This is a genomic window from Salinifilum aidingensis, assembly GCF_054782015.1.
The window spans coordinates 116,183-140,373 of record NZ_BAAGTH010000002.1; the positions used below are offsets into that span (position 1 = coordinate 116,183).

A 24,191-nucleotide genomic window follows, 5' to 3' on the forward strand; every position below is an offset into this window, starting at 1 on the left:
TGGGAGGAGTTCGACATCGTCGACCACCACGCGTGAGCGCGACTGCGGTCGCACGTTCCCGCGCTCGGGGTTGTCGGCGGTGCTCCGACAGGCCGAGCGCGCTCGCGAAGCGCGAGCCGCAGCACGCACCGGGGGCCCGCAGCCCCGGGAACTACCTCACAGCGGGCCGGTGATCTCGGCGAGGAGCGCGTCGTAGCGCTCCGGCACGTCCGGCAGCCGGCCCATCTCCCCGGAGAGCGTTGCGATCCGCTCCGCACGCTCACGTCCCAGCACGGGTGCGGCCAGGTTCCGGAACTTGCCGGTGATCTCCCGCCCCGTCATCGGTGATTCGGGACCGCCCGGCGCCGAGACCGCTCCGGACCGGAGACTGCGGCCGTCGCGGAGCACCAGAGTCGCCTCGGCCCAGCGCTGCTCCGGGAAGACCCGCTCGAACTCGGGCGCGACCTGCACGCGCAGCGACCGGCTCAGCCTCCGCAACTCCGCCCCCGCCCCGCTCGGCGCCGCCAGCAGTTCGGCGCCGACCCGCCCGTGCACCGCCGCGGCGGCCACGGCGAACGGCAGGCTGTACTGCGCCTGCTCGGTGCTCGCCGGTTCCCGGGCGGCCAGCCGGGCAGCGGCCGCGAAAGTGCGCACGTCGATCCGCGCGATCTCCCGGCACCCGACGTCGGCCGCTCGCATCGGGCCGAGCACCGCCTCGATGGCGGGATGTGCCCACCGGCACACCGGGTGGGGTTTGAAGTACTGCTCCCGGATGCGCCACCGCACCCCGAGGTCGCCCCAGAGCTCGGCGTGCTCGACGAGGCCCGCGGGCGCACCCGTGAACCCCCGGGCAGCCAGAACCGCCGCGTGCACACCCGCGTGCGCGCCCCACGCCGAACCGTCCTTGACCATCGCGGGGCGGTCGACGCAGCGCATCATCGGACTGCGGGGAGCGTGGTACTCGGCGATGCCGAGGGCGTGCCCGCTCTCCTCCGGACCGATCCCGAGCGAGCGCGCTGCCACGGCCGCGCACCCGAGGGCGTTCCAGCCGCCCGAGGCGTGGTACTCGGAAGTGGCCGCGTGCAGCGCGATCCCGGCGCGGGTGGCGATCTCGTAGCCCACGACCAGAGCCGTGATCAGCTCCCGCCCGGAGCGCGCACCGGTGCTGGCGAGCACGGCGGGCAGCACCGCCGCACCCGCGTGGCCCTTGGTCAGCGCGTGCCCGTCGTGCCCGTCGAAGCTGTCCAGCACGGCGGCGTTGGCGAACGCCGCGCCCGCCGGGGAGGACAGCCGACCGTCGAACCACAGCTCGGCCCACCTCGCACCAGCGGGCATCTCCGCGGCGGCGTGTTCCAGGGCGATCCGCGCCATCGGCGTGCGCGCCCCCGCCGCGGCCACGCCGAGCAAGTCGAGCAAGCACCACCGCGCCCGTTCGACGACCTCGGGGGGAAGGTCGGCGAAGCGCAGCTCGCAGGCGAACGCCGCCGCCGGGTTCGTCCCGGTCATCGCCGATCACCGCCGATGTAGCCGTGCTCGCGCAGGAAGTGCAGCGCGGCCTCCTCCGGAGTGGCGCCCCGCATGTCCACCATCCCGTTGAGCTCGATCATGGTGTCCATGGTCAGGTCCTGGCCGATGCGCCGCGCGAGCTCGCGGATCTGCGGGTGCTCCCGCACCGTTTCCTCCCGGACGGTCAGCGCGGCCAGCTGCGTGTCGAAGTGCGTTCGCGGGTCGTCGAGCACCTCCAGGTTCAGCGACTTCAAGCGGGCGTCGGTGGTGAACACCTCGGCGAAGTTGCACGGACTGCCCTTGGCCGCGTTGACGAAGTTCAGCGCGAAGTCGTTCTGGTAGGTGTGCTTGGAAGGGATCCGGAAGTCGTACGTCTGCTGCATCGGCCCGAACTCGCGGTCCAGGAACTCGGCCGCGCCGCAGATGCTGGCCTCCTCCGGACGGCGCTCGGCCAAGCGGGCGAGCTGCTCGAGGTCGTCCACGCGGCCGGCCGGACCGCTCGCGTCGGCGGCTCGAGCGATCGCGTACTTGTTGCCGAAGCGCGCCGGCCCCAACCAGGCGATGCCGTTGCGCTGCTCGTCCTCGCGCTTGACGGCCTCGTACTGGGCGCGCTCGCCGGGGACGGGGTCGTCGTGGCCGAGGTACAGCGACCACGCGGTGCCGCTGTACTCCCAGTACATGTCGATCTCGCGGTTGGTCAGCGCCTGCCGGGTGATCGTCGATCCGGACAGGCCGGTCTGGTCCTGCGTGCGCGCACCGGCCGCCCGCAGGGCGTTGCTCATGATCTCCCCGAGGATGGTCTGCTCGGTGAACTCCTTGGAACCCACCGTGAACTCAGCACCGCGCAGGTCGTACTCGCGCGCGATGGATCCTCCCCGCAGGTCCGCTCCGGTGGAGGTGCCGTTCCCCTCGCCGCTCACGCCGGCGCAGCCGCTGACGAGCACGGCGACGAGGCCCAGCAGCGCGCCCGCGGCGCGGAGCCGTCGGTGGTGCGGTGGTCGCAGCACGGGAAACCTCCCTGATCCGCGGCTAGTCATGATCGCCGCTCCGAATCCCCCGCGGGTGCAGGAACTCCTCGGCGATCCCGGCGAGCCAGTCGATCAGCAGCGCCAGCACAGCGACCAGAGCGCTGCCGGTGACCAGCACCAGGTTCCGGTTCGAGTTGATGCCGTTGGAGATGATGTCGCCGAGCCCGCCGGCGCCGACGAACGTCGCCAGCGCCACCGTTCCCACGGTGATGACCAGGGCGGTGCGAATGCCGGCCAGCATCACGGGCACGGCCAGCGGCAGTTCGATCTTCCACAGCACCGCCGTGCGCGTCATGCCCATCCCGCGGGCCGACTCGATCACCGCGGAGTCGACCTGCTGCAACCCGGCGAGCGTGTTGCGCAGCACCGGGAGGATGCCGTAGACGACGAAGGCGATGATCGCGATCTCGTTGACCCCCAGGCTGAGGAAGGTCACCGCGAGCAGCACGACCAGTCCGATGGAGGGTATCGCCTGGCCGAGGTTGGCCACGGTCAGCAGCGGGGCGGCCAGCGACCTGCTCCAGGACCGCGTGAGCAGCACGCCGGCGGGGATCGCGATCACGAGGATCAGGCTCGCCGCCGCGGCGCTCAGCAGCAGGTGCTGGACGACCCTGCTGAGGATGTAGTCGGGGTTGAGGCTGCGCGCCTCGATGAGGTCCAGCGGCTGGGCCGAGACGTGGACGTACAGCGCGGTCAACACCGCTGCCAGGACCACCGGCCTCGCCGCGTAGCGCCCCGCCGCCACGAGCCCGGCCGGTGCACCGCGGGCGAGCCGGCCGGTGGGGTCGCGGGTGAGAACGGCCATCGCGCTACACCTCCTGCAACTCGTCCGGGGTGTTCGCCGCGCCGGTGCCGCGGGTGTGCATCAGCTCGCGGAGCGAGTCCAGCTCCAGCACTCCGCGGTAGGCACCGCGCTCGTCGACGACGACCGTCGCCGAGGAGTTGTTCGCCAGCATCGCGTCGAGCGCTCGGAACAGCGTGTCGGCCGGGCCGAGCGGGGAGAGCAGCGGGATCTCCGCGTCGTCCGCGCCCGCCGCGCGCGGCAGCCAACCGGTCGGGCGGCCGTGCGAATCGAGCACCGGCAGGAACTCCTCGTCGCGCTGCCGGAGCAGGGCGGCCTGCTCGTCGCCGCTCATGTCCTCCCGCACCGCCGGCCACCGCGGCACCGGCACGGATCCGAGGGGGGTCAGCGAGAGCCGCTTGACGGCCGCGCCCGCGCCGAGGAAGTCGGCGACGAACGCGTCGGCGGGTTCGGCGAGGATGTTCTCCGGGGTGTCGTACTGCGCGACGGTGCCGCCCTCGCGGAAGATGGCGATGCGGTCGCCCATCTTGATCGCCTCGTCGATGTCGTGGGTGACGAACACGATCGTCTTGCGCAGCTCGGACTGGATGCGCAGGAATTCGTTCTGCAGCGCTTCGCGGTTGAGCGGGTCGATCGCGCCGAACGGTTCGTCCATGAGCATCACCGCCGGATCTCCGCCGAGGGCCCGCGCGACGCCGACGCGCTGCTGCTGCCCGCCGGAGAGCTGCTTGGGGTAGCGACCGCGGTAGCGGGACGGGTCCAGGCCGACCAGTTCGAGCAGTTCGTCCACGCGTGCGCGGACGCGCTCGGCGCGCCAGCCGAGCATCCTGGGCACCGTGGCGATGTTGTCGCCGACCGTGCGGTGCGGGAACAGCCCCGTCTGCTGGATGCTGTAGCCGATCGTGCGGCGCAGTTTGGCCGGATTCACCTCGGTGACGTCGGTTCCGTCCAGGTGGATGCGTCCCGAGGTGGGTTCGATCAGCCTGTTGATCAGCTTCATCGTGGTGGTCTTGCCGCAGCCCGACGGCCCGACGAACACCACGATCCTCCCCGCGGGGACGTCCAGGTCGAGGTGCGCGACCGCGGCCGCGGACTGGCCAGGGTACGACTTGGTCAAGCCTTCCAGGCGGATCATGGTCCGCTCGCCGCCGCTCGCGCGCGTCGTGTGGGTCATGTGTTGCCTCCGGCGGTCACCGAGGGGGTGTGGTGAGTCGGTTCAACAGGGCGAACAGGGCGTCGAAGAGCACGGCGAGCAGGACGATCCCGGCGATGCCCTCCAACGTCAGGTAGATCGCGAACGGCGTGCCGGCCTTGGCCAACCCGTCGAGGATGAGGTTGCCCAGCCCGGGGCCGTTGACCGCGGCGGCGATCGCCGCGATCCCCAGCAGCAACTGCGCGGCCACCCGCAGGCCCGTGATCACGACGGGCCAGGCCAGCGGGAACTCGACCGAGACGAGCCGGCGCAGCCGGTTCATGCCCATCCCCTTGGCCGATTCGACGACAGCGGGGTCGACCTCCCGCAGCCCCACCACCGCGTTGCGCATCACCGGCAGCAGCGCGTACATGGTCAACGCGGCCACCGACGGGCCGCTGCCCAGTCCGAGCGGTGCGATGAGCAGCCCGAACAGGGCGTAGGAGGGAATGGTCAACAACGTGGACGTGAACCCCAGGACGAGGGTCCGCGCCCGGTCCGCGCGGTAGGTGGCGACGGCCAGCGGAACACCGATCAGCACCGCCAGGCCGAGTCCCTGCAGCACGAGCACCGCGTGGTCGAGCGTGGCCGCCGCCACCTCCGTCCAATTCCCGGCGAGGTATTCGAGGAACTGCATCGCGCCTCACCTCACGGCTGAGCGGTCATCGGGGCTCGTCCGGCACCGACGGAACCGAGCGGCTCGGCGAGGAAGGAGTCGACCATGCCCACCAGGTCGTGGAAAGCCGGGTGCTCGTCGAACATCCACTCCGTGTGGCCCCGACCTTCGAGGATCTCCAGGCGCTTCGGTTCGGCGGCGCGCGCGTACAGCGAGTGCGCCTCCGCAGGCTTGTGCAGCTCGTTCTCGCCGCCGTGCACGATGAGCAGGGGACGGGGTGCGAGCTGGTCGGCGACCGCCTCGGGCCGGAACCGCAGCAGCATCTCGGCGGATTCCAGCGTCACGCCGGAGCCGAACCCCGGGGCGCGGTACAGCTCGTCGCCCACGTAGCCGTCGGTGGCGGTGTCCAGGTCCAACCGCACGATGTCCCACGGCGAGGCCACTTCGGACCGGCCCAGTTCCGTCCGCCGGGCGCGGTCGGCGACCACGCGCTGCAGCAGGCGCCGCCAGCTGTCGTCGTCGTGCATCGCCCTGGTCGACCGATTGCCGTCACCGATGCCGTTGGCGCACACCACCGCCCCGATGCGGGGGTCCTCGGCGGCCTCGGCCACCACGACGCCGCCGCCCATGCCCCAGCCCAGCAGGCCGACCCGGTCGGCATCGATCTCCGGCAGGGCCGAGACGCGGTCCACCGCGGCGCGGAGGTCCTCCACCCACTCCTGCGGGACGAGCCGGCCGCGTTCGCCCTCGCTGAGACCGAAACCGCGGTAGTCGAAGGCCAGCACCGCGTAGCCGCGCGGTGCCAGCGCGCGGGCGAAGCGCTCGGGGTGGATGACCTTGAGCCCCTGATAACCGGAGGAGGGGATCACCACCGGGTACGGGGCGCCGGCCCCGTCGTCGTCGGGCAGGTGCAGGTCGGCGTCGAGCCGCAGACCGCTGCTGAAGAACGGCAGAGCGCGTGAGCGCACGATTCCTCCTGGTGAGTTGCAACTGTGTCAGGGCCGACCTGGTTCGGCCGGCGCGTCCGGCACCGACGGCAGCGGTTCCTCGCCCGCCATCGCCTTGGAGACCTGGCCGGCGGCGGCGCACACGATCCGGCCCGCCTTGTCCAGTTCCCGCCGCAGTCGGAACTTGGGTGCGGAGATGTTGAGCGCGGCGATCACCCGCCCGCGGAAATCGCGGATCGGCGCGGCCGCGGCGACGAGTCCCTCCTCGAACTCCTCGTCCACGAGGGCGTACCCGCGTGCCCGGGCCCGGTTCAGCCGCTCCAGCAGTTCGGCGACGTCGCGCGGAGCGCCGGGCCCCGCACCGTCGAACGAGGCCTCCGCGAGGAGCAGTTCGACCTCGTCGTCACCGTGGTCGAACAGCAGGGCGCGACCGGAGGAGGTGATGTGCAGCGGGGTCACGCGGCCCACCCAGCCCGCGGTCTGCACGGCCCGCACGGGGCTTTCCGACAACAGCGTCAGCGCGCCGTCGCCGTCGAGCACCGTCAGGTGCGCGCGCTCCTTGCTGGCCGCGACCAGCCGGCGCAGCACTCGCGGTGCCTCCGCCAGCAGGCGCTGCCGCCCGACGTTGACGGCCATGCTGAACAGCCGCCAACCGAGCCGGTAGCCCATGGTCTCGGGGTCGCGCTCGACCATGCCGCTGTCCTCGAGCTCGCGCAGGGCGCGGGAGATCTGCGTCTTCTCCCTGCCCACCCGGCGCGCGATCTCCACCACGCCGAACCCGCCGCGCTCGGTGGCCTCCGCCGATCCGAGGACGGACAGGATCGCCACCGCGCGGTGAACACTGGACGTCGCCTCCGCTGCCATGGCGGAAATCGTGGCGCTCGCCGGCGCGGGGGACAACGGTGGTTGCCGGTACAGCAACATCTCGATCACGCCTCCGCGCCGCCGTCGCCGGGCGCCAAGCCCGCGGACAGCACTTCGACCAGGTGCGACGCGCGCCGCCGCGTCCCCTGGCCGATCTGCGTGCGGCAGGAGAAGCCGTCGGCCAGGACGAGCACCTCGGGCGAGGCCTCGCGCACCGCGGGCAGCAGCGCCCGCTCCGCGCACGCCTGCGAAACCTCGTAGTGACCGCGTTCGAAGCCGAAGTTCCCGGCCAGCCCGCAGCAGCCCGATTCCAGCCTCTCCTCGCCGATACCGGCGCGCCGCATCAGCGACCGCTCGGAGTCGAACCCGAGCACCGCGTGCTGGTGGCAGTGCACCTGCGTGATCGCCGAGCGGTGCACGCCCGGCGGGGACCAGTCGGGCGCGGCCGCGTCGAGGAACTCCGCCAACGTGTGAACGCGGCGGGCGATCCCCGCGGCCTGCTCGCCGCCGAAGAGCTCGACGAGATCGGTGCGCAGCGCTGCCGTGCAGCTCGGTTCCAGCCCCACGATCGGCAGGCCCTGCAGGGGCGCGAGCGCCGCCACGGCCCGCCGCATGACCTTCCGGGCGAGGTGGAGCTGTCCCGTCGAAACCCAGGTCAGCCCGCAGCAGACCGGGCCGCGCGGCAGCAGCACGCGAAAGCCCGCGTCCTCGAGCACGGCCACGGCCGCTCGCCCGACCTCCGGGGTGAAGAAGTTGTTGAACGTGTCGGGCCAGAGCACCACGGGAGGTCGCTCGGCCCCGCCGGCACCGGCGCGGCGGGCGAACCAGGCGGTGAAGCTCCGCTCGGCGAAAGCGGGGATGTCCCGCTGCGGTGCGATGCCGCCGGCGCGCTTGAGCGCTCGAGCCAGAGCCGGGTTCCCGGTGGCCGCGTTGACCACCCGCGGCGCCGCCCGCGCGAGGCGCGACCACAGCGGCAGCCAGCCCATCGAGTAGTGCGCGGCCGGCCGGAGGCGGCGGGCGTAGTGGTGCTGCAGGAACTCCGCCTTGTACGTGGCCATGTCCACACCGGTCGGGCAATCGGTCCGGCAGCCCTTGCACGACAGGCACAGGTCCAGCGCCTCGCGCACCTCCTGGCTGCGCCACCCGTCGGTGACGAGCTCGCCGGTGAGCATCTCCGACAGCAGGTGCGCGCGCCCGCGGGTGGAATGCCGCTCCTCCCCGGTGACCTGGAAGCTCGGGCACATCACGCCGGGGCCGTCGTCGCGCCGGCACTTCCCGACACCGACGCACCGGCGCACGGCGCGGGTGAAATCGCCGTCGTCGTGCGGGTAGGAGAACAGCACGCCGCTGCCGCCGCTGCCGCCGCGCAGCGTCGTCGGCGGCCGCAGGTCCTCGTCGAGCGCCGCCGGTCGCACGAGCACACCGGGGTTCATCAACCCGGCCGGGTCGAAGATCGCCTTGAACTCGGCGAAGGCCTCGATCAGCTCCCGCGGGTACATGCGGGGGAGCAGTTCGGAGCGGGACCGGCCGTCACCGTGCTCACCGGACAACGATCCGCCGTGGGAGGCGACCAGGTCGGCGGCGTCGCTCATGAACGCCCGGAAGTGCTCAGCACCGCTGTCGGTGAGCAGGTCGAAGCCGATGCGCACGTGCAGGCACCCCTCGCCGAAGTGCCCGTAGACCACGCCCCGGTAGCCGTAGGAGCTCATCAGCTCGTCGAAGGCGCGGAGGTAGCCGCCGAGGTTGCGGGGAGGCACCGCGGCGTCCTCCAGACCGGGCCAGGCCTCCGAACCGTCCGGCAGGCGGGTCGCGATCCCCGCGCCCTCCTCCCTGATGCGCCACAGACCGCGCTGCTCGGCCGGGTCGGTGACCAGGCGGGCGCGTTCGGGCTCGCCCAGCGCATCCAGCACCGCACGGCCGGCGGCCTCGGCTTCGCCGGGATCCCCGCCGGCCAGCTCGACGAACAGCCAGGCGCGGCCCTCGGGCAGCGGCACGGGTTCCCCGTGCGCGGCGCGCCAGGCCTGCACCAGGTGCTGGTCGATGCCCTCCACCGCCAACGGGCGGTGCCGCAGCAGCTCGGGCACCGCGTCGCCCGCGGCGGGCGCGTCGGGGTAACCGATCACCGCGAGCACGCGCGCGTCCGGTTCCGGCACGAGCCGCAGGGTGGCCCCGAGGACCAGCACGCAGCTGCCCTCGCTGCCGGTCAGCGCGCGGGCGGCGTTGCAGCGGTTCTCCGGTAGCAGCTGGTCCAGCGCGTAACCGGAGACCCGGCGGGACAGCGCGGGCAGTTCGGTGCGCAGTCGCGCCAGGTTCCGGTCCGCCAGGTCCCGCAGTCGCGCGTACACCTGCCCCGCGCGGTCCGGGCGACCCGCGAGCTCCTCGATCCGCTCGGCCGAGGCCGGCCCGAGCGTCATGCGCGTGCCGTCCGGCAGCAGCACCTCGAGCGACTCGACGTTGTCGGCGGTGGTGCCCCAGGCGACCGAGTGCGACCCGCAGGCGTTGTTGCCGATCATCCCGCCGATCGTGCACCGGTCGTGCGTGGAGGGGTCGGGCCCGAAGGTCAGACCGTGCGCGCGGGCGGCGGCCCGCACGTCGTCGAGGACGGCGCCGGGCTCGACCCGCACCGTGCGGGTGCGCGGATCGACCTCGCCGATCGCCGTGAGGTGCCGCGAGGTGTCGATCAGCACGCCGCCGCCGAAGGAATTTCCCGCGACGCTCGTGCCACCGCCGCGGGCGACGATCGGCACGCCGAACTCGTGGCAGGCGGCCACGGCCGCGACCACGTCCTCGGTGTCGCGGGGGAGCACCACGGCGTCCGGAGCGCTGCGGTAGTTGGAGGCGTCGGTCGTGTACAGCGCCCGCGTGGCCGCGTCGAACGCGACGGTGCCGCGGACCGCGCGGCGCAACCGGTCCGCGAACGAGGACGCACCTGTCCCCTTCTCCATGGTTCTCCTGGTGGTGGAACGGGGGTCACACCGGCTCGACGAGGGACGCGGGCGCGTCACCGGCGCACGCGAGCAACTGCCCCCTGTCGAGCCCCTGACGGGCCAGCACGTCGACGAGCGCGGTCAGCGCCTCGGGCGGCTCCGGTGAGTCCGGCTGCCCCGCGTCCGAGGAGAGGACCACGCGCTCGAGGCCGACCGCGTCGGCGAACGCGGCCAGCCCTTCGGGAGTGCATCCCGGTTGGTGCAACAGTTGGAACGTGGTGATCTCGACGAATCCGCCCCGGTCGGCGAACTCGGCCGCCTCGGCCGCGCTCATGGCCGGAACGGTGTAGGAGGGGTGGGTGAGCAGCAGCCGGCGCACGCCGCTCTCGCCCGCCGCGTCCAGCAACCACCGCACTTCCGGGGTGCTGATGTGCCCGGTGGCGAGCACGGCGTCGGCGTCGGCGACGAACCGGCAGATCGCGCGCACGTCCTCGGCGACCGACCAGTCCACCGGTGGGATCGCGTACGTGCGCGTCGGCAGGTCCGGCACCGAGCAGCACAGCCGCGGCAACTCCGCGGTGCGCTGCGTGTGCGCATCGGCCGTGGGCATCCACACCACTCGCCCGCCGGCTCTCAGGCACGCCGCCACGGCGGTGGGGTTGATCCCGCCCACGTGCTGGTTCAGGGCCACACCGCCGTACACCCGCAGCGGCTGCCCGCTTCCCGCAGCCGCGGCGCGACCGACCGTCGACTCGTAGTGTCCTTTTAGGACACAACCGTCGAAACCCGCCGCGGCGTAGGAAGCCACCGTCTGCCGGTCATCGGTGCGCCGCTCGGTCACGTCCGGGGCTGCGTGCACATGCAGGTCGAACACGCCTCCCACACTGACCTCGCCGGCACCGCCGCGCAACGCTCGTTGCCGAGCCAGCAACACGGATCACTCGGCGCCCTCGTCGGCCAGCCGCCGGGCCTCCCGCGCGACGAGTCCGCACCGCGCTTCCTGCAGCAGGGGCAGCTCGCGCCGGCAGCGGCGCGCCCGGGCAACGTCGATGTCCACTGTGGTCAGATCAGGTTCGCGCAGGGGCGCCTCGGCCACCACCTCTCCCCACGGCGCGACCACGCGGGAACCGCCCCAGAACGACACGCCGTTCTCCTCGCCCACCCGATTGACGAAGACCACCCAGCACTGCTGCATCCGCGCGATGAACAGCACGAGCTCCCGCCAGTACGCCACCGTGTCGACGGCGCCGTCCTCGACCTCCGCGCCGGGCGACGCCAAGGGGGTGGCGCTGTTCGTCGGGACCAGCAGCACCTCGGCACCGTCCTGCGCGGCCAACCACGGCAGCGGGGGCTGCCAGGCGTCGTTGCAGATCAACGTGGCCATGCGGCCGTGCGGGGTGTCGTAGGCCCGCAGGCTCCGCCCCGGGGCGGCGTGCTTGCGCTCCTCCCAGTCGAGGTAGTTGACCAGGTACAGCTTGCGGTGGTTGTGCAGCAGTGCGCCGCCGGTGAAGTAGCCCGCCGCGTTGAACCTCCGCACACCACCGCTCTCGTGGGCACCGAGGAGCACGTCCGGGCCGTACCGGGAGAGGTCCGCGAGCCGCTCGTCGGCCATGTCCACCGAGCGATCACCGGGCACGCGCCCGAGGGCGTAACCGTGCAGGCTCAGCTCGGGGAACACCACCAGGTCGGCGTCCTCGGCCGCCGCCCTCCGCACCATCCGGTGCGCCTCGTCGAGGTTGGCCTGCACATCACCGAGCACGCAGTTGGTCTGGGCCCACGCCACCCGCATCGACATCCCTCCGCTCCGCTGCCGCGGCGCCACGCGGCGCCCGCGAGCGGCAGTTCTAGTCGCACGGGCGCTCAGCGGCAAGCGCGGTTGCCGAGCGGACAACCGCGCGAGGGCGCGTCCCCGCCGGCGGTGGCCCGCGGGGGCGGGTGCTCCGGTGCCGCTGCCGCGCCCCGGACCGCAGCACCCGCCCGAGCAGCAGCGAGCCCGCCGGGAACAGCACTCGCGGTGCTCCCGGCGGGCTCGCGCCGTTCGGACCAGCAGCGGCCGGAGAGGTCAGGAGACGACCGTCGATCCTTCCGCCGGGCTCTCCTCCGCCTCCGATCGCGCGCCCGCTCCTTCGAGGGGGTGCCCGGTCTCGTCGTCGGTGCGCCACGCCTGGCTCTGGAACGCGAGGAAGATGGCCACCCAGCGGTCCTCGCCGGCGAAGTGCAGCAGCAGCCCGCCGTCCTGCCACACGCCGTTGTCGTCGCGGTACTCCTCGCTGTTGCCCTGGTTCATGTGCACGCTGTGCACCCCGTTGCCCGGCTGGAACCCGAACACCTCGTCCGGCTCCTCCTCGGGCCCCCAGGGCTCGCCGAACACGTAGGCGTGCGCCGAGGGGTCCTGCTTCGCGCGGTGCACGTGGTGGTCCAGGAAGTCGGCCAGGTCGTTGCCGGGGCCGTCGGCCTCGGCCGGCACGGGCCGCATCTGCTCCCGCCGCACCAGGTCCGCGCGGACGTAGTCCAAGCTCGCCCCGTCCGGTTGCGACGGCAGGGCGTTCCACCCCGACCCCGCCTCGGGCAGGTGCGCGGTCAGCGGGTGCCGGAAGTCGTCGGCGGCGAAGTACAGCAACTCCCACGGCGGCTGCGCCGACTTGACGTTGACGGCGGCGCGGTAGTGCGTTCCCGCGTCGTCGGTGAGGTGGATCTGGTAGTGCGGCGTGTCATCGGAACCGCCCTCGCGGCGCGTGTCCACGACTCGGGCCGTCAGGACCCCGTACGACTGCAGCGGCATGGCGCCTCGCTCCTCCCCCGTCGCACGCCCCCTGCGAGCCGGGGCGTCGCTTCGATCAATTGCCCCGAACACAGTGGACGTGCTCGACCGCGGGAGGCAACACCTCTGGTGATCATTTGACCCGCCCGCCCGCCCGTCGTCATCCGTGCGCGCGGTGGCGTTCACGGGGGTTTCAGCGCTCCGCGCGCGACGATCACGGCGGTGAACTACTCGATGGTGTGGACGCCCCACGATCGAGGCCCGCCCGCACCCGGCGGGGACGACGGGCCGTCACGCTTCGTGCGAGCGCCCGCCGCTCCTGCATCCCCGCATCGCGGCAAGCGGTCCCCGGCGAGATCCTCGCCGCGCCGGCGCAGGCGCGCGCTCCGCTGCCCGCAGTCCTGCGCGGAGATAGCGTTTGCGCCGTGCGGACGAAGATCTTGAGCCTGTGCGCGGGAATTCTGACGACCACCTCGGTGCTGGCGGGATGCGCCGGCGAACCAGTCCTCAACAGCGAGCACGGTCAGCTCTCCGCCCCCGGCGACGAGCACTCCGACCAGGGCGCGCACTCCCCGGGCGAGGAGGCCGCTTCGCGGTTGCCGGGCATGCCGCCGAACGAGGACCCGGGGAACATCTACGCCTCCACGACGCGGGCCGACCAGCTCAGCGAACCGATGCGCGCGGCCCGGGAGCTCGTGTACGTGCCGAACAGCCGCGACGACACCGTCTCGGTCATCGACCCGAAGACGTTCGAGGTCATCAACACGTTCCCCGCCGGGGACGAACCCCAGCACGTGGTTCCCTCCTACGACATGCGCACGCTCTACGCCGCGGCCGACAAGGTGCCCGGCGGGTCGCTGACGCCCATCGACCCGAAGACGGGCGAACCGGGAGATCCGATCCCGGTGCAGGACCCGTACAACCTGTACTTCACCCCGGACGGGAAGTCGGCCGTCGTCGTCGCGGAGGCCTACAAGCGCCTCGACTTCTACGACCCGAAGACCTGGCAGAAGCAGGGCAGCCTGCCCGTCCCCGAGTGCGGCGGCGTGAACCACATGGACTTCACCGCCGACGGCAAGCGCGCCCTGATCGCCTGCGAGTTCGCCAACAGGATGATCACGCTCGACGTCGCGAACCGCCGGGTGATCAAGCAGTTCGACCTGCCGGTCACGGCGGGCGGCAAACCGCAGGACACCCGGCTGTCGCCGGACGGGAAGACCTTCTACGTCGCCGACATGGTCGCGGGCGGCATCTACCGCTTCAGCGGTGACGCCATGCAGTACCGCGACTTCATCCCGACCGGATCGGGAGCGCACGGGATCTACTTCTCCCGGGATGCGAAGCGGATGTTCGTGACCAACCGCGGCGAGGGCAGCGTCAGCGTCCTCGCCGCGAACTCGCGCGAGGAGATCGACAAGTGGCAGATCCCGGGCAGCGCCAGCCCGGACATGGGCGCGCTGTCCACCGACGGTTCGCAGCTGTGGCTCACGGGGCGCTACGACAGCGAGGTCTACGTCCTCGACACCGCCACCGGTGAGCTGATCGAGCGCATCCCCGTGGGCAACGGCCCGCACGGGTTGACCTACGTGCCCCAGCCCGGTCGGTACTCCTTGGGCCACACCAGCAGCATCCGGTAGCCGGATCCCCTCCGCCGCCCTCCGGCGCCCTGCCGGAGGGCGCAGCAGGTGGGTGGCGCGGGGCGCCGCGCTCGCCGCTGCGGCACCGGGGCCGCACCGGCGAGCGCGGCTCACCCCGGTCCGTCGGTGCCCGGCCCGCCGGTCCCCAGCCCGTCGGTGCCCAGCCCGCGCAGCAGGGTGTCGACGACGCGGGTGGACAGCGCGTCGACGTCGCCGCCGTGCCGCCCCTCGTCCGCGGCCTCGCGCAGCAGCGCGAAGTACGCCCGGCGCGTCCAGTCACGTTCGCAGTCCGCGCGCAGCACACCGGCCTGCCGGGCGCGCTGGAACAGCGCGCCGCACCGGCGCTGCACCTCGTCGCGGAGCCGCTGCACCTCCGGATCGCTCGAGGCGTCCATCCGCTCCACGGCGTAGCCCCAACCGATCTTGACCTCGAGGAGGTTGACGGTCACCTGGTACAGCGCGACGAGGGGTGGTGCGCTCTCGGGCCGCGCGGCGTCGACGGCCCCGGAGAAGCGGCGGGCGGCCCAGCCGACCATCGCGTCGACGAGCGCCTCGCGGCTGGCGAAGCGGCGGTGCACCGTGGTGCGGGCGACCCCGGCGGCTTCGGCGATGCGCTCCATCGTGGCGGTGGGATCGGCGCTGAGGACGCGCTCGGCCGCCTCCAGCACCGCCTGCGCGGTCCGCTCCGCGTCCGCACGCACCATCGGGCACCTCGTTTCCGCTCCGGGAATGTCGAATTGTACACGATCGTGCTGAATTAACCCTTACCTGCAACAGAGGTGTTGCAGTTGCTACTCTGAACGCGCCGCCGGAGACTCCGTTCGCCCGCCGACCGCGCGGTTGGACGGAGCACCAGCGGGGAACCCTCCGGCGGAACCGGAGCACTGCATCGATCACCCCGCGGAGGAGACACGCATGCGGACCATCACCCTGGGCAGGACCGGACTGGAGGTCTCCCGGATCGCCTTCGGTACCTGGCAACTCGGCGGCGAGTGGGGGTCCTTCGACGAGGACGGCGCGATCACCGCCATTCGCCACGCCCGGGAGCTCGGCGTCAACTTCTTCGACACCGCCCAGGCCTACGGCTTCGGCAAGTCCGAGGAAGTACTGGCCAAGGCGCTGCGCGCGGAGCTCGACCGCAACCGCGACGACCTGGTCATCGCCACCAAGGGCGGGGTCAACCCCGGCGGTGAGCGTCCCCGCGACGCGCGCCGCGACTTCCTGCGCGACGGGGTCGAGTCGAGCCTGCGCGCGCTCAAGCTCGACCACATCGACCTGTACCAGGTGCACTGGCCGGACGAGCAGACGCCGGCCGAGGAAACCGCCGCGGCGTTGCAGGAGCTCGTCGACGAGGGCAAGATCCGCCACGTCGGTGTCTCCAACTACACCGCCACGCAGATGGCCGAGTTCGACCGCACGCGGCCGGTGGAGACGCTGCAGCCGCCGTACCACCTGTTCCGCCGCGGCATCGAGGACGAGGTGCTGCCCTACACCCGCGAGCACGACATCGGCGTGCTCGCCTACAGCCCGCTGGCCAGCGGGCTGCTGACCGGCCGGATGACCACCGGGACCACCTTCGAGGACGCGGACTGGCGCGCGCAGTCCTCGGCGTTCTCGGGCGAGAAGCTGCGGCGCAACCTCACCGTGGTCGACCGGCTGTCCGAGTTCGCCGCCGCCCGCGGCCACTCCGTCAGCCAGTTGGCCATCGCCTGGGTGCTGGCCCAGCGAGGCGTGCACGTGGCGATCGTCGGCGCGCGCAGCGCCCGCAACATCGAGAACAGCCTCGCGGCCGCCGACATCGACCTCAGCGCGGACGACCTCGCCGAGATCGAACGGCTGACCGCCGATGCGGTCTCCATCGAAGGCGCCGCCCCCGAGGGCGTGGTCTGAGGCCGCCGTTCCCGGAAGGCCCGGAGCAGCGCCGTGCGCGGCTCCGGGCCTTCAACCGTTCCCGGGGGCCTTCAGCCGTCCTTGCGCGCCACGACCGCGAATCCGGGGAAGTCCTCGTCGGCCGGCGCCGGCTCCCGCTCGGGGTGCCACAGCGGCACGCGCACCAGTCCCGGCTCCACCGGCGTGAAACCGGCCAGCAGCGGTTCGATCTCGTCGCGTTCGCGCAGCACGACCGGCCGGGCGGTGGAGCGGTAGACATCGGTGAACTGCGCGACCTCCTCCGGCGGCAGGCCGGAGCGGCTCATGTGCGACAGGGCGAGGTAGCTGCCGGGAACCATGCGCTCCCGGTAGCGCGCGAGCACGTCGCCGGGGCGGCGCTCGTCCGGCACGAAGTGCAGCACCGCCGAGACCAGCAGCGCCACCGGCCGGTTCCAGTCGAGGTGGGCCGAGGCCCCGTCGAGGACGGCGTCCACATCGCACATGTCCGCCCGCACCACTCCGGCCAGCGGGTTGCCGGCGAGCATGCGGGAGGCGTGCGCCGTGGCGACCGGGTCGATGTCGACGTAGACGACGCGGCAGCTCGGCTCGTCGCGCTGGGCGATCTCGTGGACGTTGCCGACCGTCGGCACCCCGGAACCGAGGTCGAGGAACTGCCGCACCCCCCGCGCCACGAGGTCGCGCACGGCCCGCCCGAGCCACGCCCGGTTGACCTGCGCTCCTGTTTCGGTGAACGGCATGGTGGCGATGGCGCGCTCGGCCGCCTTCCGGTCGACCTCGAAGTTGTGCGCGCCGCCGAGGTAGTAGTCGTACATCCGAGCGGGGCTCGGCTGGTTGAAGTCGATGCCGTCGGGCACCCACGAATCGGACACGAACACCTCCCACGTCTTTCCGCTGCCGGCACAGCGTAGCGGCAACGGTGCGCGAGCAGCGCCGCCGAGACCGATTCGTTCCCGCCCGATCGCGGCACCACCCGCGGTGCGCACTGCCGCACCGGCAGCGAGCGGCGAGAATGGTGCCCGCCCCGAGACGCCGCGGGAGGCCGCCATGCACATCCTTCGGGATCTGTTCGCCCTGGTCGCACGGGTGGGCATCGGCGTGGTGCTCATCGCGCACGGCTGGCAGAAGTTCGTCGACTGGGGAATCGCGGGAACCGCGGAGAGCTTCCGCGGGATGGGGGTGCCCAGCCCCACCGCGGCCGCCTGGTTCGCCGCGGTCGTGGAACTGGTCGGCGGGGTGCTGCTCGTCCTCGGACTGCTGCTGCCGCTGGTGGGCGTCGCGGTGGCGGTGGACATGGCCGGGGCGGCGCTGTTCGTCCACGCGGGGCAGGGATTGTTCGTGCCGGACGGGGTCGAGCTGGTCCTCGTCCTCGGCGTGGCCACCCTGGCGCTGGGCTTCGGCGGAGGGCGGTGGTCGCTGGACCACGGCCTGTTCCGCCGCCGCGGCGGGCGGGCCGACAGGCACGCCCGCGCCGACCCGCGCGCCGGCGCGGGCGACCAGCCACCGGGAGCGGGCCGGTAGCCGAGCGCTCCCGCTCACCACGCCGCGCGGTGGCGAGCGGGCGGTGGTCATCCGTGGCAGGGTCGAAGCGCTCCGTCCACCGTGCGCGCCGGGAGAGAACGTGGTCGACCAGGCCGAGACAGCCGGGAACCGAGCCCGGGGACCGTCGCTGGCGCGGGCGAGCAGCGCGATGGCCGTGGCCACCGCCACCAGCCGCGTCAGCGGCCTGGCGGCGAAGGTGCTGCTGGCGACGGTGCTGGGCATCGGCGTGGTGCACGACTCCTACACCGTCGCCAACACGCTGCCGACCGTCGTCAACGAACTGGTGCTCGGCGGGGTGCTCACCAGCATCGCCGTGCCGCTGCTGGTGCGCGCCCAGCGGGACGGGGACCGCGCCGGCGAGGCCTACGCCCAGTGGATGATCACCATGGCCACGGTGGTCCTGCTGGTGACCGCCGTGCTGGCGGTGCTGCTCGCCCCGGCGCTGACGCAGCTGTACCTGGGCACCGACAGCCGCGCGAACTCGGCGCTGACCACGGCGTTCGCCTACCTGCTGCTGCCGGGCCTCGTCTTCTACGGCCTGTCGGCGCTGCTGCAGGCCGTGCTCAACACCCGCGGGGTGTTCGCCACACCGGCCTGGGCGCCGGTGGCCAACAACGTCGTGCTGCTGCTGACGATGGCGGCCTACCTGGCCGCGCCCGGTGAGATCTCGACGAACCCGGTGCGGATGGGCGAACCGAAGCTGCTGGTGCTCGGGCTGGGCACGATGAGCGGTATCGCCGTGCAGTGCTCGATCATGGCGGTGGCGCTGCGCCGCACGGGGTTCCGCTACCGGTGGCGCTGGGGGTGGGACCACCGGCTGGCCGAGTTCGGCGCGCTGGGCGGCTGGGTGCTGGCCTACACGACGGTCAGCCAGCTCGGCATGATCGCGGTGATCCGGGTGGCCGCGCACGGAACCCCGGGCAGCGTGACCACGTTCAACTACGCGTGGCTGCTGTCGCAGGTGCCCTACGGGGTGCTGGGGGTGTCGCTGCTGACCGCGCTCATGCCGCGGATCAGCCGGGCCGCGGCCAACCGGGACGCGCCCGGGTTCGTCGCCGACCTGTCGCTGGGAACGCGGATGAGCTCGCTGCTGCTCGTGCCGATCAGCGGGCTGATGGTCGTGGCCGGTCCGGCGATCGGCGTCGCGTTCTTCTCGCTCGGCGCCAGCGGGGTGGCCGCGGCCGACCGGCTGGGCATGGCGCTGGCCGCGGCCGCGCTGGGCATCGCCCCGTACGCGGTGACCATGCTGCAGATGCGCGCGTTCTACGCGCTCAAGGACGCCCGCACGCCCACGTGGATCAACCTCGTCAGCGTGGTCGTGCGGGCGGCGCTGTGCGCGGCCTGCCTGGTGCTGCTGCCGCCGGAGGAGGTGGTCATCGGTGCGGCGGCGGCGATGTCGGTGAGCTTCCTGTGCTCGGCGGTGCTCGGCCAGGTGTGGCTGCGCCGGCGGATGGGCGGGATGCGCACCGCGGGGATCGTGCCGAGCCTGGTGCGCACGACGGCGGTGACGGTGGTGGCCTGCGCCGCCTCGCTCGGCGCGATGGCGGCGCTGGGACCCGCCACCGCCTCCCTCGGGGCGATCCCGGAGGCGTGGGTGGCGCTGGTGGTGCACACGCTCGTCGTCGGCGCGGTGGCGCTGGGGCTGCTGGCGCTGGTGCGGGCGCCGGAGCTGAAGCCGGTGCTGCGGCGGGTGCGGTCGGTGCTCGGCCGCGGCGGGTAGCAGCGCCGACCGCACCGCAGCGCTCGGCCGCTGCACCAGCCGATCCGCGAACTCCCTCACTTGCGCTGCCGCGCGGGCCGGTGCATCCGCTCCTCGCGCAGCGCGGCGATCTCCGCGGGTTCCTCGACCGGTTCGAGCGGTTCGCCGAGGGCCCACTCCAGCAGCAGGTCGGCCAGCGCCGGGTTGCGCGCGAGCACCGGGCCGTGCAGGTAGGTGCACACCACGTGCCCCTGCACCGCTCCTTCCGCGACCCCGTCGCCGTTGCCGATTCCGCTGCTCAGCCGTCCGAGCGGTTGGGAGTCCGGACCGAGTGCGGTGCGGCCGAGGTGGTTCTCGAAACCGGTCAGCGTGCCGACCCCGGGCAGCGTGCACTCGGTGGTGATCTCGCCGATGGACCGGCCGGCACCGGGCTCGGTGCTGGCGTCGACGAGGCCGAGCCCTTCGTGGCGCATGCCGTCGCCGGTGACGAAACTGGTGCCGAGGACTTGGAACCCGCCGCAGACGCCGAGCACGGGTACTCCGCGCTCGGCGGCGTGGCGCAGCCCGGGTCCGCGGGTGAGCACGCGCACCGCGGCGACCTGCGCCACGTCCTCCCCCCCGCCCAGCAGGTACAGGTCGCACTGGCCGGGCACTTCGGCCGCCGAGGAGTGCACGGTGACGGTCTCGGCATCGAGGCCGCGCCAGGCCAGCCGCTGCGTGAGCACCAGCACGTTGCCCCGGTCACCGTAGGTGCCGAGCAGGTCCGGCAGGACGAAGGCGATGCGCACTGTCATGCGGCCCCCTTGTGCGCGAGCAGATCGCGGAACGCGGTGTAGTTGGCGAGCACGTCCGGCTCGTCGCCGGGAACGGCGCTCAGCGCCTGGTGCGGGCTGCCGGCCACGTTGCAGGTCACGCCCGCGTAGCGCAGCCGCACGGCCACGTCGTAGGCGCGTTCACCGCTGACCCACACCGTTCGGCCGGCCAGCAGGCCGAAGTCGACGTCCCACAGCCACGACACGTCGTGCCCATCGGCTTCCCTGCTGTTGACCACGAGCAGCAGCGGCCGGTCGTTCTCGGCGACGAGGTGCAGCATCTCCAGCCAGCTGGCGGGGTTCTTCGCCAGCAGCAGCCGCGCGCGGCGGCCGGCCAGCCGCACGACGCCGTAGCGGCCGCTGGCCTGGTGCATGGTGCGGATGCGGCCCAGCATGGCGTCCTCGTCACCGCCGAGCTCCGCGCCCGCGGCCAGCGCGAAGGTGGCGTTGACGCGGTTGACGTGTCCGGGCAGCCGCAGGTCGAGCGAATGCTCGGCCCCGTCGGGGCCGACGACGCCGCGGTCGGTCACGCTCCAGTCGGCTTCCGGCCGGCGCAGCCCGCACACGCATTCCCACGCCTCGTCGAGTTCGCCGAGGAACGTGCCGCAGCGGGGGCAGTTCCACGCGTCGTCGCGCCAGTGCACCCCGGCGGCGACCCAGGTGACCGCGTCGTGCTCGGCCACGGCCAGCACGATGTTCGGGTCGTCGCGGTTGGCGATGACCCGCGTGTTCGGCGCGCGTTCGAGGGCGCGGCGCAGGCTGGCGGCGACGGTGCGGACCTCGCCGACGCGGTCGAGCTGGTCGCGGCTGAGGTTGAGCAGCACGATCACCGCGGGTTCGATCTGCTCGGTCACCCGCGCCAGGTGCAGCTCGTCGACCTCCAGCGCGGCGAACGGGGCGCGGCGGTTGCTCATCAGGGCGGTCACGTGCCCGTCGGGCATGTTCGCCCCGGTGGCGTTGCTGACGGCCGGTGCCAGCGAGCGCAGCGCCTCGGCGGTGAGCTGCGTGGTGGTGGTCTTGCCGTTGGTGCCGGTGACCATGACCACGCGCCGCGCGCGGCTCAACCGCCGCAGCAGGTCGGGCTGCACGGTCAGCGCCACGCGGCCGCCGATCATGCCGCCGCTGCCGAAGCGGGTCAGGCGGGACAGCAGCGCGGTGGCGCGGCCGAGCTGGACGGCGAGCGCGGTGCGCGGGTCGGTGCGGCGGCGCGCCGGGACGACGCGCCACTCGCGGTGCTCGGGCGCCTGCTCGGGCGGCCGCGACGGGGCCGGTGTCGACGGTTCGGAGGGCGGCGCGGGGCTCGGCACGGCCTGCTCGCCCTCCCGCGAGGTCTCACCCCGGGCACCGGTGCCGAGCGCGCCGCGCGAGGTTCGGTCCCGTGCTCGGTCTGTCATTCGAGGCTCCCCTCGGGCAGCCGTCCCCATTTGCACTGCTGCGACCGGCGGGCCGGGACACGGAGGACACCGCGGGTGTTCGGCGGTCGCATTGCGGCCAGTGTGGCCCGACACGGGCGTGCCAGCCCGACGATCAGGCGACCGCTGCGGGGGCGCGGAGCGCTGCCGGACCGGACACGACGACCTGAGCAGGGATTTCCCGCTTTTCGGGCGGATCAGGCGAGCAGCGTCACACTGCGATGTTGACTGCCGCGGGAGCAGGCGCGTGCGCCGGGCGGATGCCGGCGCGCGAGGCGGACGTCTCCCACCGGGGCGGGAGTCGCCGGGTCACGCTGACGGGCGATCAGCGCGGTCGTGTCCGAACCTCGGAGGTGACGGAGCGCAGCGCGGGAGCGCGAGTTTCGGGGGGAGGGGAACCGTGGTGGTGCTGGTGCTGGTGCTGGCCGCGTTCGTGCTGGCGGCACTGGTCTGGACGCTGTGGGACGTGCTGTCGGCGTGGCGCCGGCCGCGGTTATGAGGGACCGGCGGCACGGAGCCGGGGACCCCGCCGGAGAGAGGCAGGCGGGGTCCCCGGGGAGCGCCCGGTGCGCGCACCGGGCGGGTCGTGCCCCGTCTCGGTGATCAGACGGCCAGCTGCTGACCCGGCAGGATCAGGTTCGGGTTGTCGAGCACCTCGCGGTTCTGCTCGAACACGTCCCGCCAGTTCACGCCGTACTGCTGGGCGATGCTGCCGAGGGTGTCGCCCTTCTGGACGGTGTGCTCGTCGCCGGAGCTCTGCTGGGCGGGCTGCTCAGCGGGCGCGGACTGGGCCTCGGCGGACTCCTGCGTCTCGGTCTCGGCCTCGGCCTCCCCGGAGCCGGAGGAGACGTCCTGGTTCTCCAGGCCACCGCCGGCGGTGAGTCCGGCTTCCTGGCTGCACACGGGCCAGGCACCGGGGCCCTGCGCCTGCAGCACCCGCTCGGCCACGGCGATCTGCTGTTCGCGGGTGGCGTCGGCGGCGTTCGACGCGTACTCGGTACCGCCGTAGCCCTCCCAGGTGGACTGGTTGAACTGCAGGCCGCCGTAGTAGCCGTTACCGGTGTTGATGCTCCAGTCGCCGCCGCTCTCGCACTCCGCCACGGCGTCCCAGGTGGCGTCCGAGGCCGCGTTCGCCGCGGGCAGGGTCAGGGCGAACGGAGCGGCCACAGCGGCACCGGTCAGGGCGACACGCGCGATGTTGCGAGTAGTGCGATTGTTCGGCATGGTCTCTTCTCTCCAGTGGCGCCTGCGAGTGCGACCTCGCCCCTGCTCCTTGCACGATCTCGGGGGTGGGAAATCCGCCGGCAGGGTTCGGCGCTGCGCATTTCCGGATCTTTGCTCACGGCCGGCTCGGGGAAACCGGCCAGGCATCACGCTACGGAGTGAGTCGCGGCGCGCCAAAATTCTCAGCGAGTGGCCCTCGTCATAGAAACACGCGCACGATCGCTCACGATTGATCTCATTTTTCCTGGGCACGAGACGACGAAAAAGATCGCGCCGGAAAGAACTCGATCTTGCCAGGTGTGAACCACACCACCACACCTGTTTCTTTTCGCATCACGCAGCGCGGCAGCGCGCACGCACTCCGTGGAAACGATCGCCGGCGCCGCTTCAGCCGAGTCGATCTCAGCGCCTTCGCAGCCGTTCCGTGATCGTGCCGTGATCGGAACGCCCGCAGATAATTTCACTCTTCACTGAAGAGGCGAATGATATTGACATACAGAGATGGCGACCCAGCAGCAGGCCCGCGCCTGCGGGGCGCGGGCCCGTGGTGTTGGTGAGGTGATCAGCCGCGTGTGCGGGTTGGTGATGTGCTCTGGGAGGGGGTTGTGGTGAGCAGCTCGTGAGGGCTGGCGGTGCCGTCGGCGATTTCGCGGGCGAGTTCGGACAGGCGTTGTTGGTGATGGCGGGCGTGGTGGCGCAGCCGGGTGTGGGCCTGGGTGAGGGTCAGGTCGCCGTGTTCGGCGAGGACGCCGCGGGCTTGGGCGAGGGTGACGTTGTGGTTGAGGGTGGCTTGGAGTTGTTCGGACAGCATTTCGGTGCGGTCGACGGCGCGTTGTTGGAGGATGCTGATGGTGGCGACATCGGCCAGGGCTTGCCCGAGTCGGGTGCTGTTCTCGTCGACGGCCTGTGGGTGCTGGTTGAGCAGGGTCAACGCTCCGATGATCCGGCCGCGCAGCCGCATCGGCACCGCTGAGGCCGCCCGGTAGCCGTGCTGGGTGGCCGTGGGAGCGAAGTGGGGCCAGCGCTCGTGCTCGGCGCCCAGGTCCGCGCTGGTGACGGTGGTGCCGTGCTGCAGGCAGTCGTGGCAGGGACCGTCGTCGGTTTGGGTAACGACGAGGTTGGCCGCGCCGACCTCGGGTGGGTAGGCGGCGGTGGTGGCCAGCCCGCCGTGCTGGTCGGAGAGCACGACGCCGGCGGCGGAGACGGTGAGCAGTTCGGCGGCGTGTTCGGCCAGGGTGTGCAGGAAGTCGAGGACGTCGAAGTCGTCGACGAGGGTGTCGGCGAGGGCCACGAAGGCCTCGGCTAGTTGCTGTTCGTGTTCCTCGCTCATCGCAGGAGCCTTCCTTCCTCGCAGCT

At 72.6% G+C, this 24,191-nt stretch carries 21 protein-coding genes; 4 read left to right on the forward strand and 17 right to left on the reverse strand.

Annotated features, from left to right (window positions below; genetic code table 11):
- Positions 1-156: 156 nt before the first annotated feature.
- From ACYVJE_RS03590 to ACYVJE_RS03640, 11 genes are all read right to left on the reverse strand, one after another.
- Positions 157-1,485 carry an MmgE/PrpD family protein gene (locus ACYVJE_RS03590; protein ID WP_461143249.1) on the reverse strand — a complete coding sequence of 443 codons (1,329 nt, stop codon included), beginning with the start codon at positions 1,483-1,485 and terminating at the stop codon, positions 157-159.
- On the reverse strand, positions 1,482-2,492 hold the full coding sequence (locus ACYVJE_RS03595) for a glycine betaine ABC transporter substrate-binding protein (protein WP_461143250.1): 1,011 nt from the start codon (positions 2,490-2,492) through the stop codon (positions 1,482-1,484). Before ACYVJE_RS03595 ends, ACYVJE_RS03590 begins: the two co-directional genes overlap by 4 nt.
- 22 nt (positions 2,493-2,514) lie before the next feature.
- Positions 2,515-3,318, reverse strand: coding sequence for an ABC transporter permease (locus tag ACYVJE_RS03600; protein ID WP_461143251.1), 804 nt, complete (start codon positions 3,316-3,318; stop codon positions 2,515-2,517).
- Positions 3,319-3,322: 4 nt separating this feature from the next.
- Positions 3,323-4,489 (reverse strand): ABC transporter ATP-binding protein, encoded by a 1,167-nt coding sequence (locus tag ACYVJE_RS03605; RefSeq protein ID WP_461143252.1) that lies wholly within the window; start codon positions 4,487-4,489, stop codon positions 3,323-3,325.
- Positions 4,490-4,505: 16 nt separating this feature from the next.
- Entirely contained in the window at positions 4,506-5,144 is a 639-nt protein-coding gene (locus ACYVJE_RS03610) for an ABC transporter permease (protein WP_461143253.1), read from the reverse strand.
- Between the two features lie 11 nt (positions 5,145-5,155).
- On the reverse strand, positions 5,156-6,091 hold the full coding sequence (locus ACYVJE_RS03615; RefSeq protein ID WP_461143254.1) for an alpha/beta hydrolase: 936 nt from the start codon (positions 6,089-6,091) through the stop codon (positions 5,156-5,158).
- A 27-nt stretch (positions 6,092-6,118) separates the two neighbouring features.
- Entirely contained in the window at positions 6,119-6,994 is an 876-nt protein-coding gene (locus tag ACYVJE_RS03620; protein WP_461143528.1) for an IclR family transcriptional regulator, read from the reverse strand.
- Between the two features lie 5 nt (positions 6,995-6,999).
- On the reverse strand, positions 7,000-9,879 hold the full coding sequence (locus tag ACYVJE_RS03625; protein WP_461143255.1) for an FAD-binding and (Fe-S)-binding domain-containing protein: 2,880 nt from the start codon (positions 9,877-9,879) through the stop codon (positions 7,000-7,002).
- A 25-nt stretch (positions 9,880-9,904) separates the two neighbouring features.
- Positions 9,905-10,735 carry a DUF6282 family protein gene (locus ACYVJE_RS03630; protein ID WP_461143256.1) on the reverse strand — a complete coding sequence of 277 codons (831 nt, stop codon included), beginning with the start codon at positions 10,733-10,735 and terminating at the stop codon, positions 9,905-9,907.
- A gap of 63 nt (positions 10,736-10,798) precedes the next feature.
- Entirely contained in the window at positions 10,799-11,650 is an 852-nt protein-coding gene (locus tag ACYVJE_RS03635; protein ID WP_461143529.1) for a nitrilase-related carbon-nitrogen hydrolase, read from the reverse strand.
- Positions 11,651-11,923: 273 nt separating this feature from the next.
- A complete protein-coding gene (locus ACYVJE_RS03640; RefSeq protein WP_461143257.1) occupies positions 11,924-12,643 on the reverse strand; it encodes a DUF2278 family protein in 720 nt (239 codons plus the stop codon).
- 404 nt (positions 12,644-13,047) lie between these two features.
- On the opposite strand from ACYVJE_RS03640, the gene ACYVJE_RS03645 reads away from it, so the two are divergent.
- Positions 13,048-14,259 carry a YncE family protein gene (locus ACYVJE_RS03645; protein ID WP_461143258.1) on the forward strand — a complete coding sequence of 404 codons (1,212 nt, stop codon included), beginning with the start codon at positions 13,048-13,050 and terminating at the stop codon, positions 14,257-14,259.
- Between the two features lie 110 nt (positions 14,260-14,369).
- Here ACYVJE_RS03645 and ACYVJE_RS03650 read toward each other — a convergent pair whose 3' ends face one another.
- Complete coding sequence (locus ACYVJE_RS03650; protein ID WP_461143259.1) at positions 14,370-14,963, reverse strand: TetR/AcrR family transcriptional regulator; 594 nt, start codon at positions 14,961-14,963, stop codon at positions 14,370-14,372.
- 211 nt (positions 14,964-15,174) lie between these two features.
- Between ACYVJE_RS03650 and ACYVJE_RS03655 the strand changes: the two genes are divergently transcribed.
- Complete coding sequence (locus ACYVJE_RS03655; protein WP_461143260.1) at positions 15,175-16,149, forward strand: aldo/keto reductase; 975 nt, start codon at positions 15,175-15,177, stop codon at positions 16,147-16,149.
- 71 nt (positions 16,150-16,220) lie between these two features.
- On the opposite strand, the gene ACYVJE_RS03660 is transcribed toward ACYVJE_RS03655, so the two are convergent.
- Positions 16,221-17,018: an SAM-dependent methyltransferase gene (locus ACYVJE_RS03660; RefSeq protein ID WP_461143261.1), complete on the reverse strand. Its 798-nt coding sequence runs from the start codon at positions 17,016-17,018 to the stop codon at positions 16,221-16,223.
- A gap of 175 nt (positions 17,019-17,193) precedes the next feature.
- Here ACYVJE_RS03660 and ACYVJE_RS03665 point away from each other — a divergent pair, with 175 nt between their 5' ends.
- Together ACYVJE_RS03665 and murJ are read left to right on the forward strand one after the other, a co-directional pair.
- A complete protein-coding gene (locus ACYVJE_RS03665; protein ID WP_461143262.1) occupies positions 17,194-17,667 on the forward strand; it encodes a DoxX family protein in 474 nt (157 codons plus the stop codon).
- 100 nt (positions 17,668-17,767) lie between these two features.
- The gene (murJ, locus tag ACYVJE_RS03670) at positions 17,768-19,408 is read left to right on the forward strand and encodes a murein biosynthesis integral membrane protein MurJ (protein ID WP_461143263.1); all 1,641 of its coding nucleotides are present in this window, start codon (positions 17,768-17,770) and stop codon (positions 19,406-19,408) included.
- A gap of 56 nt (positions 19,409-19,464) precedes the next feature.
- Here murJ and ACYVJE_RS03675 read toward each other — a convergent pair whose 3' ends face one another.
- The 4 genes from ACYVJE_RS03675 to ACYVJE_RS03690 form a co-directional block, all read right to left on the reverse strand.
- Positions 19,465-20,181: a type 1 glutamine amidotransferase gene (locus tag ACYVJE_RS03675; RefSeq protein ID WP_459159747.1), complete on the reverse strand. Its 717-nt coding sequence runs from the start codon at positions 20,179-20,181 to the stop codon at positions 19,465-19,467.
- Positions 20,178-21,593 (reverse strand): DUF1727 domain-containing protein, encoded by a 1,416-nt coding sequence (locus ACYVJE_RS03680; RefSeq protein WP_461143264.1) that lies wholly within the window; start codon positions 21,591-21,593, stop codon positions 20,178-20,180. Before ACYVJE_RS03680 ends, ACYVJE_RS03675 begins: the two co-directional genes overlap by 4 nt.
- A gap of 621 nt (positions 21,594-22,214) precedes the next feature.
- Positions 22,215-22,835 carry a transglycosylase family protein gene (locus ACYVJE_RS03685; RefSeq protein ID WP_461143265.1) on the reverse strand — a complete coding sequence of 207 codons (621 nt, stop codon included), beginning with the start codon at positions 22,833-22,835 and terminating at the stop codon, positions 22,215-22,217.
- A 562-nt stretch (positions 22,836-23,397) separates the two neighbouring features.
- On the reverse strand, positions 23,398-24,165 hold the full coding sequence (locus ACYVJE_RS03690) for a GAF and ANTAR domain-containing protein (protein ID WP_461143266.1): 768 nt from the start codon (positions 24,163-24,165) through the stop codon (positions 23,398-23,400).
- Positions 24,166-24,191 lie beyond the last annotated feature (26 nt).